Annotated in this window: 8 protein-coding genes and 1 pseudogene; 3 read left to right on the plus strand and 6 right to left on the minus strand. The window is 57.8% G+C overall.

Features of this window, described 5'->3' with window-relative positions:
• Window positions 1-125: pseudogene (locus ACQ4N7_RS28480) on the plus strand (IS4 family transposase); the annotation flags it as partial.
• A 269-nt stretch (window positions 126-394) separates the two neighbouring features.
• Here the strand turns inward: ACQ4N7_RS28480 and ACQ4N7_RS28485 are convergent.
• Together ACQ4N7_RS28485 and ACQ4N7_RS28490 are read right to left on the minus strand one after the other, a co-directional pair.
• Complete coding sequence (locus ACQ4N7_RS28485) at window positions 395-2,965, minus strand: right-handed parallel beta-helix repeat-containing protein (RefSeq protein WP_430714825.1); 2,571 nt, start codon at window positions 2,963-2,965, stop codon at window positions 395-397.
• 62 nt (window positions 2,966-3,027) lie between these two features.
• On the minus strand, window positions 3,028-14,358 hold the full coding sequence (locus tag ACQ4N7_RS28490) for a VCBS domain-containing protein (RefSeq protein WP_430714826.1): 11,331 nt from the start codon (window positions 14,356-14,358) through the stop codon (window positions 3,028-3,030).
• 930 nt (window positions 14,359-15,288) lie between these two features.
• On the opposite strand from ACQ4N7_RS28490, the gene ACQ4N7_RS28495 reads away from it, so the two are divergent.
• Window positions 15,289-15,786, plus strand: coding sequence for a hypothetical protein (locus ACQ4N7_RS28495; RefSeq protein ID WP_430714827.1), 498 nt, complete (start codon window positions 15,289-15,291; stop codon window positions 15,784-15,786).
• A 64-nt stretch (window positions 15,787-15,850) separates the two neighbouring features.
• Complete coding sequence (locus ACQ4N7_RS28500; protein ID WP_430714828.1) at window positions 15,851-16,051, plus strand: hypothetical protein; 201 nt, start codon at window positions 15,851-15,853, stop codon at window positions 16,049-16,051.
• 312 nt (window positions 16,052-16,363) lie between these two features.
• Here the strand turns inward: ACQ4N7_RS28500 and ACQ4N7_RS28505 are convergent, their stop codons facing one another.
• The 4 genes from ACQ4N7_RS28505 to ACQ4N7_RS28520 all read right to left on the minus strand — a co-directional run.
• Window positions 16,364-17,491, minus strand: coding sequence for a peptidoglycan DD-metalloendopeptidase family protein (locus ACQ4N7_RS28505; RefSeq protein ID WP_430714829.1), 1,128 nt, complete (start codon window positions 17,489-17,491; stop codon window positions 16,364-16,366).
• Complete coding sequence (locus ACQ4N7_RS28510; protein WP_430714830.1) at window positions 17,475-17,897, minus strand: hypothetical protein; 423 nt, start codon at window positions 17,895-17,897, stop codon at window positions 17,475-17,477. The genes ACQ4N7_RS28505 and ACQ4N7_RS28510 overlap by 17 nt, the downstream gene beginning before the upstream one ends.
• 2 nt (window positions 17,898-17,899) lie before the next feature.
• Window positions 17,900-18,448 carry a hypothetical protein gene (locus ACQ4N7_RS28515; RefSeq protein ID WP_430714831.1) on the minus strand — a complete coding sequence of 183 codons (549 nt, stop codon included), beginning with the start codon at window positions 18,446-18,448 and terminating at the stop codon, window positions 17,900-17,902.
• Window positions 18,448-19,478: hypothetical protein (locus ACQ4N7_RS28520; RefSeq protein WP_430714832.1), on the minus strand; the 1,031-nt coding region annotated here is incomplete at its 5' end. The genes ACQ4N7_RS28520 and ACQ4N7_RS28515, both read right to left, overlap by 1 nt.

The following is a 19,478-nucleotide window of genomic DNA, read 5'->3' on the forward strand; positions in this document are numbered from 1 at the left end:
CACATGGGCGAAGGGCCAAGAGTCTATTCCGGCTTGGCTGTGACTTCCTGCGGCGTATCTCCTGCGATCTCACCTTGCGCCGCACTGAGTTCAATCAGGCGCTCCAACTTTTGTCCTTGTACTGAGGTCTAAAGGTCGCAGCCAAATCTCTCGGTTGGCCGGAATACCTTATGTAGAGAGGGTTCCCATAAGGTATTCTGCTGCGGAGTGGTTGCGGCGCGGGCAACTAGCCTAGGCCACTATGCAGCCGGATCGGGGTTCCTCTTATGTGCCGGGCATTAGCTTTCTTTCGGGTTCAGTGGAGTGTAAAAATCATTGTGAGCTCGTGGCCGGAGTTGAAGGGTTGGTGATACTAAATTTGGTGTTGCTGAATAGCAATGTGATTGGGCAAAATTCACAAACAGGCTTGACGGGCAATATTAGTAAAGCTACCGGGCGCAGGACTAAGGTTCACCGTTGCACCATTATTGTTGAAAGATAGGTTGTCACGATCGGCCACCTCAAACAGGCCAAGGGTTACTTTGTCGAGGGCAATTGCCGGGGCAGTCGTATTGCCGAAGGCAATGAAGCAGACCCTAGCGGTGCCGTCGGCGGTGACCTGAACATCCTGCCCTCCGGCATTGTTGGCTAACTGGTTTTGGTTGGCCTCCACCAGCAGCGTCTGGGCGTCGGTGGTGGTCAGCTCAATGCCGTTGCCGCCGTTGCCGGTGATGATGTTGTTGCCAATGCCCAAGGAGCCCAGCTCGGGCTTGGCCACAAACTCTTGCAGCGCTGAGTCGCCGGCGGTGCTGATAATGCCGGCCCCGGCGTTGTCCACGATCTGGTTGCCGTCGATGTTGAACTCCTGGGTGGCTGACTCATTGGCCTCAATGCGAAGGCCAGCGCCGCTGTTGCGGGCGATCGCGCTATCTTGCACCCGCACTTCCTGGAAGGAAATTAAGAAGCCACCGGGCACTCCACCGATAACTCTCAGGCCGTCGCTACCGTTGTCGCTGAGGGCTAGGCCTTGCAGATCAATTTCTTGGCCACCCAGGTTGCTGGCCCTAATCAAAACCCCCTCGGCGCTGTTGTTGCTGGCGCTGTTGGTAATCACTGCACCGGGGCTGAGACCAATGCTGGTGTTGGCCGTGCTGCTGGGGCCAATCGACACTTCCTGGTTCGGCACCTGGAAGGGCGGCGCGACAACTCCCTCGGCGGCAAGCTCAATGCCCACCCGGTTACGATCGGCCTGGAAGCCTGCGATCGTGGCCTGAATTGAGTTAAACGTGGTGGTGTTGCGAATAAAAATGCCCTGGCCCGATGTGGGGCCAGCCCCCTGGGCATCGGTGACTACAGTGTCAAACAAAACGGCACTGCCACCGACATCGTCGAGAAAAATCCCCCGCTGCTGGGGAGCGGTGATGGTGTTGTTGCGCAGCTCAACGTTGCTGATGCTGCGTCCTAAAATGGCCGCCTCTCCCGCTGTATTCTCAAAGCGAAAGCCCGCCAGCACGGTGCGGTTGCCCAACGTAACGCCGTCGATGCGGGGAAAATTGCCATCCCCAGAGAAGGGCAGCTCAACTACAATGCCATCGGCATAGTTGAGTTCGGGGGAAAAGGGCAGCCTTGCGGTAGTCGTCTCAAAGCCGGGGAAGGGCAGCCCCGAGAGCAACTGTCGCGGCCCCTGGGAAAGCAGCTGCACCCGGTCGGGAATGGTGAGCGCCGGAATCGGCCCGTCCGTTGCGCCGTCTACATAGACCACGTCATTGCCGTCGCGGGCGGTGGCGTTGAGAGCTTCGGCAACGGTGCCAAAGGGGTTCTCAAAGGTGCCGTCACCCCCGCTGCCGCCTAGGCGCACGTGCTGAAAGCGGTAGGCCTGCTCTTCTTCGGGGTTGAGCAGGGGCTGCGACTCTTGAGTGCTAAACGCCTCGGTCTGGGAGGCCACAAACACGGCAATTTCGGGCAGGCGCACGGTGGGTTCCCCGAGGCGGGCGCGCACCTGATCGACCTCTGGAAATGGCGCTGCCGCACGAATGCCAGGGAAAGTGGCCCCCACCGAAAAGACCAGGCGGGTGCCAAACAGCCCATCCCCCTGCAGGGCCAGGCCGGTGTTGAAATTGGGGGTGAGGTCGGCGGCCAGCCGAAGCCGCCAGCCCAGGTAGCTAGACAAGTTGGGGGCACCGTAGAGGTAGATGCCGCCAAACCCTTTGAGATTGCCGTTATCCCAGCGGGCGAGGGGGGTGCCGGCCTCGGCATCAAAGCCGCCTAGGGCAGTTTCTTGCTGAAGCAGTCGCTGGCGCTGGCGCTGGGTTTCAAGCAGCAGCAGATTGCCCTGGAAGCGAGTTGAGGTTTGCAGTCCGGTATCGATGGCGATGTCGGTGATGGTGCGATCGCGATCGCCCAGCGGCCAATAGGCATTGAAGCGAAAATCCCAGTCTTGCCCCAGGCTTTCGTAGCCAGTGCCCAACTGGTAGAAGCTGCTCGCCCCCGTGCCCCGACCATCGAGGCTGAGGTAGCCGCCGCGCACGCGCTCTGCGGTCTCGCTATAGCCGCGATAGCCCAGCAGTAGGCCGCCCCCTAGGGTGTCGTCGCTGTTAACTAGCAGTCGTCCTTCTAAAAAGCCCAGCTCGTCGCCAACCGTTTGCCAGAGGGGAACAAAGGCCTCGAAACGGCCCAGGGCTGGGTTACTGCCGCTGGCGGTGCTGTAGCTGGCCCCTACCCGAGGGCGAATTCGCAGATCTGGCTCGGCGGCATTGTCGAAGGGCACCTGCGCCAGCTCAAAAGCAACGGCCTCGGCAACTATTGCCGAGGGTGGAAGGGAAGTCTCGGTCAAAACTAGATCAGAGCTAAACCCTAAATCCAGTTGAGCCAGGTCTGGTTTAGGAGCTACCAACTCCTGGGGACTGGCCGCTGCCGGGAGCAGTCCTCCGGGCAGCAGGGTGCTGGCCAGGGCCAGGCTGAGGCACTTGATGGCTTGAGTCGTCATGGGCATGGGGGGTATGACCTTGATGAGAGCGTGGGGGTAGGGATGGGTCTGAGGGCAGGCCGCTAGGCCGTGAACAGGAAATGCTGGCTGGTGATGGTGTTGGCATTGACATCGAGCAGGGTAGCTAGGGTGTGGGTTTGCCCCCCTGCATTGATCGAGAGCAGGGTGTTGAGGCCGCTTTGCTGGCGCTGCACATTGCTCCAGCCCAGGCCGCCCAGGCTGCTGAGATCGATGCGATCGCCCACAATCTCAAAATCTCGAATGGTATCGAAACCATCGGTGAGCGCCTGGTACTTAAATTTGTCGTTACCCAAGCCGCCAATCAGCAGGTCGTTGCCAGCACCGCCTATCAGCACATCATCACCGCTGCCGCCGTTGAGTACGTCGGCACCAGCACCGCCAATCAGCCAGTCATGGCCGCTGCCGCCACTGAGCACGTCGTCGTCATCGCCGCCATCGAGGTAGTCATTGCCGCTGCCGCCGTTGATCACATCGCTGCCCGCTTCACCGTAGGTTGAGTCATTGCCGCCGCCCGCGCTGATCACGTCGTTGCCCAGGCCGCTAAAGATCACGTCGGTGTCGCTGCCGCCGGTAATGATGTCGTCGCCGCCATAGCCGTAGAAAATGTCGGGGTTACTCAGGCCGCTGATGCTGCCGTCGGGGTTGACGCCATAAATAATATCGTTGCCATTGGTGCCGTTGGTACCTCCTGCCCACTGCACCAGGGTCGTGGCAGTGTTGCTGCTGGCTTTGCCGTCGCTGAGGGTAATATCAACGGTGCGGTTCTGCCGGTTGGGGAAGAGGGCGGTGTTTTCGTAGGCGACAGCGGCGATCGCAGATTGATAAGCACTGAGCGACGCCAGCCCCTTCAGGGTTAAGGTGCCCGTCGTCGGATCGTAGGCACTGGCGGTAATGCCGCTGGGCAGCGTGCCTACCACTAGCTGTTCGTCGCTACCGTTCAATCGGTTGACCAGGGTGAAGGTTACCGAGGTCAACGTGGGGTCATCGATGTCGGTGATGGTGAGAGTAGGTGGGGCGATCGCCTTTGCCCCAGCGGTTGGGTCATAGACCGCGACATATCCTGTCCCTGGCTGGGTGCTATCCAAATCCAGCACCGGGGCATCGTTTGTGCCGTTGATGGTGATGGTTAAGGTAGCCGTATCGCTGCCGCCACCGCCATTGCTGATGGTGTAGGTAAACACCTCGTTCAAGCTCTGGCCCACTGTAATCGCCTGCACCGTCGGCTTTGAGTTGTCGAGACTGTAGCTATAGGTGCCATCGCTCGCCCAGGTAAGACTGCCGTAGCTGCCCACCAAGGGCTGAGCCGGATTGGTGGTTGTGGTCGCTCCTACCTGCAACTCAACCAGGGTGAGACCAGTACCGTCGTTCAGCAGTACATTGCCGGTAACCGGTGCGATCGCATCCTCGCTGATGCTATTGGTATCGTTTACCGCAGCTGGCAACCCATTGCCGTCTTGAATAGTGCCAATACCAACAGCATTTTTCGTACCCCCGCTGGTATAGGTCGCCGTCAGCGAAAAAGTTTCAGCAGCCTCAACCAGGGAATCAGCGGTAACGCCAGTGCGCACCTGGAAGTTGCCCCCCCCAGGCACGGTGACATTGCCTCCGGTATACGGCAGCCAAATCGTCCCTCCATCCAAAGAATATTCCAGACCGCCATTGCCAAAGTCTTCGCCATCGTTGAGCGTCGCATTGCTCTCTTTAGTGGCTGGGTTTGTCCCCGAGCCCACTGTGCCTAAGGCTATGGTCTGGCCAGCCAACCCCGTAACTGTGAAAACAGCATAGGCATCTACCCCTTCATTGACGGTGGGGCTACTCACCATCAGCAGACGGTCATCGTCTAAAGCCGTCGTTGCGGTGTCAGGAATACCGCCCGTCACGGTACCGGGGAATTTGGTTCCGGTGCCATCGTCGACGATGGTGCCCGTCCCGGCGGTGCCCGTGCCGCCGGTATTAGTGGCGGTCAGAGTGAAGGTCTCGGCACCTTCGTATGTCCCATCGTTGGCGATGGTGGTGCGGACGAGGAGCGTACCGCCTGCGGGAATACCCACGAGCGCATTGGCGGTGTAGTTCAGCCAATCCGTACCATTCCAGTACTCTAGGGCAGGGCCGTAGTCAGCCCCAGTCGCGGTGCCATTGGCGAGGCTGAGGCTGACCTGCTGGCTGGCTACCCCACCCACGGTAAAGACCGCGTAGGGCGACGCTTCGTTGACCGTGGGGCTACTCACCGTCAGCGGACGGTCATCATCCAAGCTAGTAGTTGCGGTATCAGGAATCCCGCCCGTCACGGTGCCGGAGAATTTGGTTCCAGTGCCATCATCGACGATGGTGCCGGTACCGATGGTGCCAGTGCCGCCAGTATTGGTGGCCGTCAGGGTAAAGGTTTCAGCGCCCTCATATACCCCGTCGTTGGTGATAGAGGTACGCACCAGGAGGGTGCCACCAGCGGGAATACCTACGAGCGCGTTAGCGGTGTAGCTGACCCAAGCCGTACCGTCCCAATACTCTAGGGCAGAACCATAGTCAGTGCCTCCAGTCGCGGTGCCGTTGGCGAGGCTGAGGGTGACCGACTGGTTGGCCACTCCGCCTACAGTAAAGACCGCGTAGGGCGACGCTTCGTTAACCGTGGGGCTACTCACCGTCAGCAGACGGTCATCATCCAGGTTAGTGGTTGCGGTATCAGGAATACCGCCCGTTACGGTGCCGGTATACTTGATGCCGGTGCCATCGTCAACGATGGTGCCTGTTCCATTGGTGCCCGTGCCGCCAGTATTAGTGGCCGTCAGCGTAAAGGTTTCAGCGCCCTCGTAGGTACCATCGTTGACAATGGTGGTGCGCACCAGCAGGGTTCCGTTGCCTGATACAGGAACTAAGGTGTTAGCGGTGTAGCTGACCCAAGCGGTGCCATTCCAGTACTCCAGGGCAGAGCCATAGTCAGTTCCTCCAATTGCGGTGCCATTGGCAAGGTTGAGGGTGACCTGCTGGTTAGCAACTCCGCCCACAGTAAAGACTGCGTAAGGCGAAGCTTCGTTAACCGTGGGGCTGCTGACGGTTAGGGGACGGTCGTCATCTAGGTTGGTAGTTGCAGTATCGGGAATTCCGCCCGTCACGGTGCCGGGATATTTAATGCCGGTGCCGTCATCGACAATGGTGCCGGTGCCGGTCGTGCCAGTGCCTCCAGTATTGGTGGCTGTCAGCGTAAAGGTTTCAGCCCCTTCAAATGTCCCATCGTTGACGATGGTGGTGCGGACGAGGAGCGTACCGCCTGCGGGAATACCCACGGGCGCATTTGCAATGTAGCTGACCCAAGCCGTACCGTCCCAGTATTCCAGGGCAGGGCCGTAGTCAGTGCCTCCAGTCGCGGTGCCGTTGGCGAGGCTGAGGGTGACCTGCTGGTTGGCTACCCCACCCACTGTAAAGACCGTGTAGGGCGAAGCTTCGTTAACCGTGGGGCTACTTACCGTCAGCGGACGGTCATCATCCAGGTTAGTGGTTGCGGTATCAGGAATACCGCCCGTTACGGTGCCGGGGAATTTGGTTCCAGTGCCATCATCGACGATGGTGCCCGTGCCGATGGTGCCCGTGCCGCCAGTATTAGTGGCCGTCAACGTGAATGTTTCAGCGCCCTCGTAGGTACCATCGTTGACAATGGTGGTGCGCACCAGCAGGGTTCCGTTGCCTGATACAGGAACCAAGGTGTTAGTGGTGTAGCTGACCCAAGCGGTGCCATTCCAGTACTCCAGACCGGGGCCATAGTCAGTGCCTCCAATTGCGGTGCCATTGGCAAGGCTGAGGGTGACCTGCTGGTTAGCAACTCCGCCCACGGTAAAGACCGCGTAGGGTGAGGCTTCGTTGACCGTGGGGCTGCTCACCGTCAACGGACGGTCATCGTCTAAAGCCGTCGTTGTAGTACCAGGGATCCCGCCCGTTACAGTACCGGGATATTTAATGCCAGTTCCGTCATCGACGATGGTGCCCGTCCCGGTGGTGCCCGTGCCACCGGTATTGGTTGCCGTCAGGGTGAAGGTTTCAGTCCCTTCGTACGTGCCATCGTTGACGATGGTGGTGCGTACCAGGAGCGTGCCGTTTCCTGCGATAGGAACCAAGGTGTTAGCGGTGTAGCTGACCCAATCCGTACCGTCCCAGTATTCCAGGGCAGAGCCATAGTCAGTGCCTCCAGTCGCAGTGCCGTTGGCGAGGCTGAGGGTGACCTGCTGGTTGGCGACTCCACCCACGGTAAAGACCGCGTAGGGCGACGCCTCATTAACCGTGGGGCTACTTACCGTCAGCGGACGGTCATCATCTAAGTTGGTAGTCGCGGTATTAGGGATCCCGCCGGTTACGGTGCCGGGATACTTAATACCCGTGCCATCGTCAACAATGGTACCGACACCGGTTGTGCCCGTGCCGCCAGTATTAGTGGCCGTTAGGGTAAAGGTTTCAGCCCCTTCAAATGTCCCATCATTGGTGATAGTGGTGCGCACCAGCAGGGTACCACCAGCGGGGATACCTACGAGCGCGTTAGCGGTGTAGCTGACCCAAGCCGTACCGTCCCAATACTCTAGGGCAGAACCATAGTCAGTGCCTCCAGTCGCGGTGCCGTTGGCGAGGCTGAGGGTGACCTGCTGGTTGGCGACTCCACCCACAGTAAAGACCGCGTAGGGCGACGCTTCATTAACCGTGGGGCTACTGACGGTTACGGGAAGATTGCCGTCTTGAATAGTGCCAGTACCGACAGCGTTTTTTGTGCCGCCGCTGGTGTAGGTCGCCGTCAGCGAGAAGGTTTCGGCGGTTTCAACTAGGGAATCAGCGGTAATGCTAGTGCGAATCTGGAAGTTGCCCCCCGTCGGAATGGTGACATTACCTCCGATGTAGGGTGTCCAAGTCGTCCCTCCGTCTAAGGAGTATTCCAGGCCACCATTACCAAAGTCTTCGCCATTGTTGAGTACACCATCTGTTTCTGCTGTGGCTGGGTTTGCCCCCGAACCGGTCGGTGAAAGGGAAACGGTCTGCCCAGCAACTCCGGTAACCGTGAAGATGGCATAGGGGTCAGTGCCTTCAGTGACGGTGGGGCTGGTCACTGTGAGCAAGCGGTCATCGTCTAGGGCAGTCGTCTCTGTGTCGGGAACGCCGCCAGTCACAGTGCCGGGAAATTTTGTGCCGGTACCGTCATCGACGATGGTGGCGGTGGCGGTGCTAGTGGCAGTGGCCCCAGTGATGATATCGGCTTTGAGGGTAAAGGTTTCTGGCCCTTCGTAGAGGATATCTGCCTCGCTGCCAATGTTGGCTCTGACATAGACAGTGCCTGAGCCGCTGGCACCTGGAACCACAGGAACAGAGTAGTCATTGTCTCCGGTGCTGTAGGTCAACCAGGTGGTGCCATCGTAGGAGTACTCCAGCGTAAACCCGGTGATGGTGGCATCCTGGTCGGCTGGGGAGACTGTGTTGCCTAAGGTGAGGAAAAGGTTTTGCCCGGCTGTACCCGTGACGGTGAATAGGGCATAGGGGGAGGCTTCATTCACTGGCGTGGCAGCCACCACGCTGACACTGAGATCACTGTCTAAATTAGTGGTCTCTATATCGGGAGTGCCGCCGGTTACGGTGCCTGGGTATTTGACCCCGGTACCGTCATCGACGATGGTGCCTAGGCCTTGGGTGCTGGTGCCGCTGGTATTGGTGACCGTCAGGGCAAAGTTCTCAGACCCTTCATACACGCTATCTGGAAGAATTGCTGTGCGTACCAGCAAGGTGCCCGCCGCCGGAATCTGGATGAACGCGTTGGCGGTGTAGGTCGTCCAGGCGGTGCCGTTCCAGTATTCCAATCCGGGGCCGTAGTCAGTTCCGGCCCCGGTGGCGGTGCCGTCGGTGAGGTCGAGGGTGACCCACTGGTTGGCGGCCCCCCCTACCGAGAAGATGGCGTAGGGGGAGGCTTCGTTGACGGTGGGGCTGCTGACCGTTAGGGGGCGATCGTCGTCTTTGGTGACTGCGCCGTCGGCGGTGCCATCGCTGACGCCGTTGGTGTTAAAGGTGAGGCCGGTGCCGTTGTCTGCGATCGCAGCCGTACCCACCGCCGCTGTACCCGCCCTATTGGTAGCCGTCAGGGTAAAGGTTTCTGCCCCCTCAAAAGCGGCATCGTCGAGAATTGCAGTGCGAACAAAGAGCAGCCCATTGGGATTAGCAGCCCCACCGGGCAAAGTATTGGGAATGGCCGCTGGAGTACCGGCATACTCAACCCAGGCACTGCCATTCCAATATTCGAGGTTGGGGGAGAAATCGCTGCCCTGGGTGGCCGTTCCTGCAGCGACGGTGAGGCTGACCAACTGGTCAGCCTCACCATCGACTGTGAATACGGCGTAGGGTGAGCCTTCGTTGACGGTGGGGCTGGTTACCGTCAGGGCCCGGTTGTCTGGGTTGACGGTGATGGGAATGGTATTGATGGCCTGTAGCCCCAACCCGTCGGTAGCAGTAACCGTGAGGGCATCGGCTCCATTAAAGGATGGGTTGCCCTGATAGCTGAGGGTGGCTAAAGCGAGGTTGATCTGCTCTTGGCTGCCTGACAGGGTGAGGGTAGTAGACCCGTTAGACCCGCTAGAAATTGTGGCTCCGTTGAGATTGCCAATACTCAACTGGCCGTTGTTAACCGCTAGTTGAACGCTGGCGAGTTCACTGGCAATGGTTTGCCCAACCGCGTTTTCAGGGTCGCTGATGGAGATGGAGGCGATCGCAAGGCTGCTGTTTTCAGCAGCCGTTAGCAGGGCTGGCACCGTATTGATCGGCGCATCGTTAGCCCCATTGACGGTGATAGTGAGGCTGGTGGTGTGGGTGCCGCCAGCGGCGTCTCTTACTTCGTAGGTGAAGACATCGGTGACGCTTTGCCCAACCGCTAGGGCGTTAACGGTGGTGTTACCGTTATTGACGGTATAGCTATAGCTGCCGTCGGGGTTAATGATGAGGGTGCCGTAGGTGCCGACAACATTGGTGTTAGCAGCAACAGCGGTGGTCGGAGCACCAGAGCCCGCAATAATTCTCGCCACGATCTGGGTGTCACCGGCATCTTTGTCGGTGTCGTTGAGCAGAACATTGCCCGTGGGGTTAAATCCAGGGACATTGTTGCTAGTGCCGCCCGCCTCGGTGGCTGTGGCGGCATCGGCTACGGCCACTGGGTTATCATTCGCCCCTTGTATGGTGATGGTGATGCTGGCGACATCGGTTTGGCTGTTACTACCATCTCTGATGGTGTACAGGAACGTATCAGTGAGGGACTGCCCAGCATTTAAGGCATCCACCGTCGCGTTGGCATCATCCAGGTTGTAGCTGTAGCTACCATCACTGTTGATCGTTAAGGCACCGTAAGCCCCCGCTAAGGCTGCACCCACGGTGCCTGTCGTGCCATTGAACGAAATCCCGGTGACGGTGAGGGTACCCCCAGCGGCGGTATCGGCATTATTGCCTGTGCCCGCCCCGGTAATAGCGTTGTTGCCACCTGGGGCAATGTCACTACCTTCGGTGACGGTGACGGCATCGGCGATCGCGTTGGGCGGGTTGGCTTGAACACTCACGTTGATGGTGAGGGTCGCGGTGCTCGTCGCGTTCGACCCATCGTTCATGGTGTAGTTGAACGTGTCTACCTTATTGCCGCTAGTTAGGTTGCTGTAAGCGGTATAGGTATAGGCACCGGTGCCAGTATTTAATTGCAGCGTGCCATATTGCCCGGTCAGGGTTACGGTGCCCGTGAGCGCCTGGGTAAAGGTGAGATTTGGACTTGATGTGCTGACTTGCAACGCCGCACCATCGACCGTGATGTTTTTGGCAACAGGGTCATAGGCTGTCACCGTGCGGGTAAAGGTACCGCCGCCTTCTAACGCGCCCGTGACGGTCATGCCCACCGAAATTGAGCCATTGATGCCGCTGACGCTGACGGTGTTGCTAGTGGCTGTTGTTGTTGCCCCTGTGGTAGAAGCCGTATTGACACTTGTAGTGCCTGCTAACTCTGTAGCGAAGCGTAATACTGTTCCACTCGGTAGGGCGGTTGCTGTCGAACCACTAAAGGTAATTCCGCCAGTCGTGTTGGTTACAGTGATTGGATTGTTATTAACATCACGAAGAAGTGTCCCAGAACTGTTAATAAAGACATAGTCATTGATCTGAATGCCATTATTGGTCGGGACTGGAGCCCCAGTCGTTGAAACCGTGGCTGTATTTGGGCTTAAGGTACCAGCCGCGTCAGTCGTGAAGCTTAAAACCGTGCCATTACTGATTGGCGTCACGGTCGGCGCACTGAAGGTGATGGTGCTACCGGCTAACGTGACGGTGATCGGGTTGCCATTGGCGTCTAGTAACGCAGCGCCGCCACTAATTCGGACAAAGTCACCGTTTTCGATGCCGTTATTTGCAGGGACAGTTGTCGTATTCAGTACAGCAGAAGTTTGGGAGCTTCCGTTAAAATTAACGCTGTTGTCGAAATAATAAACTTGGCCCGAGACAAAAGCTGTGGCGGGAGCCGCAGAAAAAGCGATTGAATTTCCATTGACCGAAACCGCCCCTGATACCTGTATGGGGTTATTGCTGGAATTCCGGATAATTGAGTTTTTATCCCCGTTTATTGCAAAAACGTAGTTCAGATTTTCAATGACTGTATTGCCTCCACCAGGGCCAATTCCTGTGAGGGTAGATACTGTATAAGCTAAACTGCTGGGGCCAATCGATCCAATAGTTGCAGAAGCTATACCTGTTGGTGAAACTGAACCAATAGTTACAGCAGAAGTTGTTGCTGCGGTAGAGCCGTTGGCGGTGGAGGTAGTTGCCCCGATCGATTTGCTATCGCCCGCATCTACATCGGTGTCGTTGGTCAGTACGTTGCCCGTAATCGGGGTACTGGGTAGGGTAGCGGTGGTGCCGCCAACGGAATTAAAGTCATTATTGGCGATGGGAGCGTCGTTTTGCCCCTGGATGGTTACCTTGAGATCGGCGATCGCAGTTAATCCGGTTGCATCTTTGACGGTGTAGGTAAAGCTTTCGGCTAGGGTATTGCCGGTAGTGCGGAGAGCTTCAACTGTGGGGTTAGCGTTATTGACAATGTAGGTATAGCTGCCATTAGCGGCGATTTGGAGTTCACCATATACCCCGGTGATGGACGTGGTACCAGCGGCGGCGATCGCGGTGGTAATGCCGTTAAGGGAAACTGCGGTAACGGTGTGGGTTACCCCAGGGGCGATCGCCCCATCGGCATCCGTATCATTGCTCAGCACATTCCCCGTCGGATTGGTGCCTGCCGTGGTGTTGTTAGCGCCGCCTGCTTCAAGCGCTATGGGAGCATCGGCACTGGCGATCGGCGCATCATTGATCGCATTCACGTTAAACGTGATGGTATTTGGAGTGCCGTCTAGATCTATGCCCCCATTTACCGTGCCCCCATTGTCGCGCACCTGGAAGGTGAAATTGGCATAGCTGGTGCCACTGCCATTGGCCGCTGGGGTATAGACCAGCAGGGGAATTTGAGCGGCAGTAATTTCAGTGCCAGCAGCAACGGCAACCCCATTGAGCGTCAGGGTACCAGCGGTAGGTAGCGTAGTGATGACAACGCTCTGCAAGCTATTGGCCGGGCTGTCGTTGGCATCGGTAAAGCCAAAATCGCTGGCTGAGAAGGTATAGGCGTTGTCTTCGCTGACAGTGACCGTTTTATTGGCCCCGGCTGGCGCGTCGTTGACCGGGGTGATGCTGATAGACAGGGTCGCGGTGGTGGTCAGCGCACCGTCAGACACGGTGTAGGTGACGAGCGGGACGGGGCCAGCATAGTTAGGGGCGGGCTGGAAGCTATAGGCTCCATCGCGGCTCACGATCAGAGTACCGCTGGCCAGATTGAGGGTGCGGGAGGGGGTGCCAGCATCCAGGGTATAGGGGGTGCCTGCAACAACGAACTGAGTGACTCGCAGCACATCGTTGTTGGCGTCGGTATCGTTGGCCAACAGATTGCCGGTGGCCGGCAGAGCACTGTCTTCTAAAACAGTGGCGATATCGTTAGCGGCGATCGGGGGCAGCGGCGGCGTAAACCCAAAAATATCCTGCCAGCTGCTACTGGTGCTGTAGGGGCCACCGCCAATGTCGCCGTTGACGGCATTGAGGCTGTTGGAGGCGGTTAAACCAGCCGCGTAAATTTTGGTTTGATCGCTAGGCCACTGGGGAATTTCTTTGTAAACCGATGAGGGATTGCCGCTGTTATAGGTGTTAGCAACTAAACTACGAAACGCATCTAACTGGGCCAGGGTAAAGCTAAAAACATAGTAGTTTTCCTTGGCACCGTCCCCATCGACATCGAGCTCAACGATGCCATCTGAGCCGACTCTCACCGCTGGCCCGTACACTTTAAAGTTGGATGGATTAGTTGAGCTGCCTGTTTTTAAGCTGTAGTAGGTACCGGTATTAGAGGCCGGTATAACCGTATTGTTAGGCCGAGTATTGGCATCAGCCGTTATACCTTTAAAGATAGGAATAAAATCGTACTCAAGGACGGCATAACCGTTGGTCACGTTGCCCACGTTCACCTGAATTGTCAGGTCAGGGCTACCGTCCCCATCCACATCGACAAAAACGCCCATCAGCGCTTTGAAGTTGCCCGACTGAGGCTCAGCCAGTATCTTGAAGGCAATCGTGGTGCCATCAGCCTGAATTTGGATGTAAGGCGTAGCGCTATTGCCAACCAGGTCGGAGGCATTGGCCGTCCATGTACCGTCAGAAATGGCCTTGTTCGGGTCGCCAGTGCGGGCTAGATTTTGCCACAGGGGAGATGTTGGCGCAAAGGCGATCGCCTGCTCAACCTGCAAGTCTTGACCGTCTAAGCTAATGACGCTGGTATCATCCTCAGCCTGCAAAGAAGCCAGTTGGTTAGCGTTTAAGCCAATGCCTTGAACCAGCGTAGCGAAGATGGCTCCTTCATCGCCGGTGCTGTCAATACCACTATTGATCTGATTGTCAAAACTGTGGCCTAACTCTTCTAACAGCACCGACTGAATTTGCTCGGCGGATGCGGCGCTCAGCCAATCGCCATTGAGGTAAACGGTGGGCTGCCCGGTGGTGCCGGTGGCACTGTAGGCCCCTAGGGCACCCTGTAGTTCAGTGCTGCTGCGAACTTCTAAGCGGGCAGAATAGTCGCCATCGAGCACCTGCTGCTTGAGGTCAAGGGCATTGCTGACCCAACTGTTAGAGTCTTTGGTTGCCCCAAAGGGAATCGCCGCCTGGGCCAGGAAATCGTCTTGCTGAAACCACTCCGTTAGGCGATCGCGGGCTGTAGCGGCGATCGGAGTAAGAAGTTTTGTATATTTCGGTGCGATGTCAACCAGGCTAAAGATTAGCTCGGGGGGCCATGACATATTCATAGACAGCAATACCTAACTGGAGACAACCGCAAGGGCATGCCTAGAGTTCCCATCGCGATCCTTTCTTACTGGGGGTTAATGAAGTTTAATTTGGCTTGGAACACAGTCTCAGCATGAGAACATGACGACCTTGGAGAACTCGATGCGGTAGTCTAAAGCGCCTCGTTTGCACTAAGGGGCGCAAGCGGGCAGTACCCTTAAGCAAGGCTGAAGAATGCGCTAGGTCAGCCGCTCATGGCAGAGCGAGGCCATTTTTCGCAGGCCGAGTTGCAGAAGGCTTCAGATTTAGTCTTGCCCTCTGAAAATTGTCAGATGAAACATTTATTCGCAATAGCGGTGCTAGGACTACAACCGGGGCAGCGTTGAGTAGTTGCCTGCGCGCGCAACTATGCCAATTGCGTACCGAGCAGCTAACCTAAGCCATGGACTCGCTCAACTTGCTGTCTCGGAATGCGATCGGTAGGCTTAGACATTGTGCACACCACCTAGACGACGAGTTGCCTTGTCCTCAGTTTCGCGTCCAAACCTATGAACTCTCCATAAATTGCTCCAGAACCCGGATGGGTAGCCATTGTGATCGGGCATCTTTAGGAAAACCACTAAGAAGCCCCCATGAACCGTGCCATCGCATTGACTTCAGTTGCCTGTCTGTTATTAACAAGTTGTGGCTTAATCACGGCCGAACCAGAACAACTCGCTGAGGCAGCTGTGGTAGCTGAGGCCCCACTAGATCAGACAGATTACCTGGCCCAGGGCAAGCAGCAGGGCTACGAGGCAGCAGTAGCAGCCCAGAGCGCGGGTGAGGCCGCTTAGAGGGGTGTTGCCGAAAAGTGGGGATGGGCGATCGGCTCTCTAAACCTGGTACCCGCAGACCACCCCGACTACGCCGAAGCCCAGGCCAAAATCGCTGAGTACACTGCAAATCAGGGCGTGGCTTACCAGCGTGATGCTGCTTATGATGCTAAGACGGCGGCTCCTGCTCCTCAGGCACCATCGGAGCTAGCAGGATTACCCGACCTTGGGGTAAACAAGTCAGATTTTCGAGATACCTTTAGTCAGCTAGGCGCAGCCTTTTTGTTTGAAGACGCGCCTTTGACGGATGGCACACCAAGGCTGTTAGGCACTTCACCTGACAAACTTGTCATGATGGAACTGTACGGATCCACAAACCTTGTGACCAAAGCATCCATGATGACTTTTATTGGAAAGGGAGTTCCGTCTGATTTACTAGCTCTTTATAACGTCACCTTTCTGGATGAGGTTGCTCCAGGTTACGACTGGAACGCTCAACTTAGCGAAACAGTGAACGAGCTTTTGACTAGCGATTCTGAAAAGAAGACTCTTCGAGCAGGCGATAAGGTTGTTTCAGTAAGTCTTTCTGAAGCCTCAGGGATTGCCGTATTGCTTGTGAGCGTAGAACCTGATTAGCAGAGGAGCCAGCGAGGGACAGCCCCAGGGCAGTCTAGAATTTGGCGGAGGTAGGGGCTTAGGCATGACCACAGAAGAACTGGCCGCAATCATCGCCACCGGCGACGTGCCCCTTTCGATTCGCATGAGCCAAGACGACAGCGATGCTCAGAGCGTTCGTAGGGCCTTAGCTGTGCGCAAGTCTGGCCGATTCGACGGCATGAGCTACGAGCAGGTGCTGGCTCAGCTGAGACAGAATCGAGCTGAAGCAGACGCAGCCGACTAAGGGCAGTAGTATAAAAACCGCTGAAACCTAAGTATATCAACGGCTTTGAGCTTAGGCGTCATAACAACACTTATCCTCCCTGAGGGCTGCAATCCTTGCAGGGCAAAGGTTGTAGCATTTGATGCCTATTGCAACCTTTGATACCTTGATGCTGTCGAGTAACCACTTCCATCCCAGCGCACTGGGGGCGGCGCTGCAGGAGGCCTCTGCATTTTTTACCCAAACCTTGGCGTACTGTGTGGCCTCTCCGCGAAGCCCCCGAATAGGGGCGTAGCAACGATGGCCTATCCAAAACTATCCCTCGGTGTGCGCCTATTTCTCCAGGTTCTCTTGCCTTAGCCGGTGGAACTTCTCCGCCGCACTGTCGGCATAGCTCTTGATCGACTCATAGCCCGCCTGGGGCCGCGTATCGTGGGCCAGCTCAGGATTGCCCGAGTACCACTCCGCCGCCACCCGCTTCACCGCCGTATTCATATCGTGGCCCGCCTGAATCTGGCGCTGTAGAGCACTCTCCAGCTTGGCCCCCACGATCTGCTGCTGCATCTCAGGATTCTGCAAAAACTCCTGGGGCGACACATCGCGGCCCAGCACCTCGTAATCCCAGCCACAGTTACTCTTTGGCTTGCCGTCCCAGGAGCAATTGAGATTCTGCGGCATCACCTGCCCCAGCCCCAGCGCCCCCGTGTCAGGGTTGACGGCCCTGTGGTCACCGCCCGACTCTTTCGCAACAATCGCCTGGTAGAGCGCGATCGTATCCCCCAGCCGCTCATTCGGCTTGCGCCCATTCAACGCCCAGACCAAGTAGCCCTTCTGCGGAGCCTGGGCCACGCCGCCTTGTAGTTGCTCCCAGTGCAGGTGAGGCCCAGTGCTGCCGCCCGTGTTGCCCGTCTTCGCCACCACCGCCCCGGCCCGGTGCTCACCCCCCTGGCAGTGGGACAGGTGAGCCGCCCGAAAGGTGATCTCAGGGAACGCCGAACTGGTCATATCCGCCACCGTGCCATAGCCCTTCGGGTCGCTCCAGCAGCGCACCGCCACCCGATCGCCTGCGTAGCCGATCGCATGGATTGCCACCCCCTCCGGCGTCGGCAGGTCAATACCCGAGTGCATCCGCATCTCCTGGTGAATCGGGTGCATTCGCAGGCCAAAGCCCGAGTTGACTGTGTAGCCCGCAATCACATCGCCCTTGCCGATCGGGGCTTTGAAGTCATCGTCGTAGAACCCAGCTACCGCCTCCGCCACGGCGCTGACCTTCCTGAACCTCGCCCCCCAGGTTTCGTTCGTCTCTTGATCCACCATTACCCAGACTGAAGTGGCGATCGCCCCCACGCAGCCCAGCTTGAGCACTAGTTCGCCCGCCTGCATGGCCGTGCCAATCACGTAGCGCCAGGTAGGCGGCAGCTCCGACCAGTGAGGCTTGATGTCCTTAACGGTTGAGCTCACTGTGGGTCACCTCCCCCTCCGTCACCGTCACATCGAGGGCCAGGCCGTTGTCCAAAGCCCAGCGATAGGCCCCGTTACCTAAGGCACAGGCCGGTGGCCCCAGCCACTCCAGGGCGATCGCCTCCGACTTCCCCACCAGTGCCTTGCGCAGTTCGGCCTTGGTGGCATCGAGGGCCACCGGGTCAGGGGCCACCGCCACGCAGGCTTGTAGACGAGCATCGTTGCCCTGCACCCTGGTCACCAGCTGCCATGCCGCAGGCTGATGGGTGTTGACCCAAGACCTCGCTCCATAGACCGGGTTGTAGAACTGCCCCCGGCCCGGCTGCTTCAGGTCTAAAAACGCGGCCCCGACGAACAACGCCGCCAGGGCCAGCAGGTACCGAGTTCTGATGCGCCAGAACAGCATCGCTACTCCCCAACCTTCACAGCGCGAGTGTAGGGGCGAGTCTCAATTGGTTGACCGACCCGCTCTTCCCCGGTCAATACCTTATGGGCACTGCCCGCGATGCTCTGCGTCGGCACCACCAACATGGCCCCGAAGTTAGTCCCCGCCACCACCGGATTCCAGACGTCACCTCCGGCTTTGACTGCCGAACCCTGGAGGACATTCAGCCCCGCTGAGAGCACAAACAACCCGCCCCATACGCTGATGAAGGCTCCACCCATTGTCTGTAGTGGGTGGTTCCGCAAACAGCTGAGGCCGCTGCGAATCACCGGAAAAATGCTCCAAGGGTCGGTGGCGGGAGTGATGACAAAAATGGGCTTACGCTTGCCGCTGGTGGCATCGAACCAGCCGCCATCCTGCACATTAGAGCGCATGGCATTGCGTGGCGCGAGCTGGACACCGCTGCCCCGCCCCGGTGAGGATAGCTGAGGCGTTATGTCGATGATTTGCCCGTCGATGATCTCGGGGCCGTTGTTGTTATTAGCGAGTTGATTGTTCTTGGAGCTAGCCATTAGGAATTTTCCTCAATGATGGATTTGATGCGGTCGAACAAATCGGACCCCTCCTGGTACTTCTTGCCCGTGCAACCCAACACCTCTTTGATGACTTGGGATCGGGGCATCCCCTGGGCCAGGGCGTTGGTTACCGCAATGATCAGGGGCAGATCCGGGGCTAAAGTGGGGTCTGGAAACTTGGAAACTTTCGTTTCACCTAGAGGTGAAAGCCTTGCCCCGTCTTCGTTTCCGTCCGTTGCACCTGCCGTTGCAGGGGCGTAACCCGGTTTCGGCACTTCATAGGCCACCATCGGCAGCCATTCTTTAACTTCTGAGTGGTAAAAGACCGCCTGCTTGGGTGAGAACGATCGCTCAAAAATCACCTCATCCTCGATTGGTGGAATGCTGGTGTCCGACTTCCGCAGGCTGTCCAGATGGCTCTGGCTGCTGGGGGTCTGGATGGTCAGCAAATCAAACGTCGCCCGCATACCGCCGCTGACCCCGATATCGCCCACCAGTGACGACTGAGTAATGGCCCACAGCGCCCGGTCATCCGTCTCCCCCGACGACAGCTCCATCGTCAGCTGCGACTTCAGGAACCCGTCGTACCAGGCCTTAAAAGCTGTCTTCATCATCGCCAGCTCGTCGATGATCAGCACCTTGGGCCGCTGGGGCAGCTGCCGCCAGGCAAAGATGAATTTCTGCATCTGCTCGCAGATGTCGTCGATGTCTTCCTTGGATTCCAACGAGTCAGCCATGAAGCCCAGCACGTTGTCAGCCTGCTCCCAGTAGCCATGCTCCTTGGGGTGGTACTTGGGCTGGATCACCCACACCACCGCGCCCTGTTTCACCTGGGCCTGTCGGTAGGCATGGGCCACTGTCAGCCCCTTGCCAACCCGAGGATTGGCTGAAATCAGCGTGGGCCGCATACGAGCGGCGAGAATAGCGGCAGGGTTGCCCACCCGGAATGACTCGGTCGCCCCGGCAAAAGGCACCTGCCCGTTCCAGCTCTGCGGCTCCGGTTGAATTGGGGGGCCTACGATCGCTA

The organism is Nodosilinea sp. AN01ver1 (assembly GCF_050565655.1).
In the GTDB taxonomy this organism is placed as follows: Bacteria; Cyanobacteriota; Cyanobacteriia; order Phormidesmidales; family Phormidesmidaceae; genus Nodosilinea.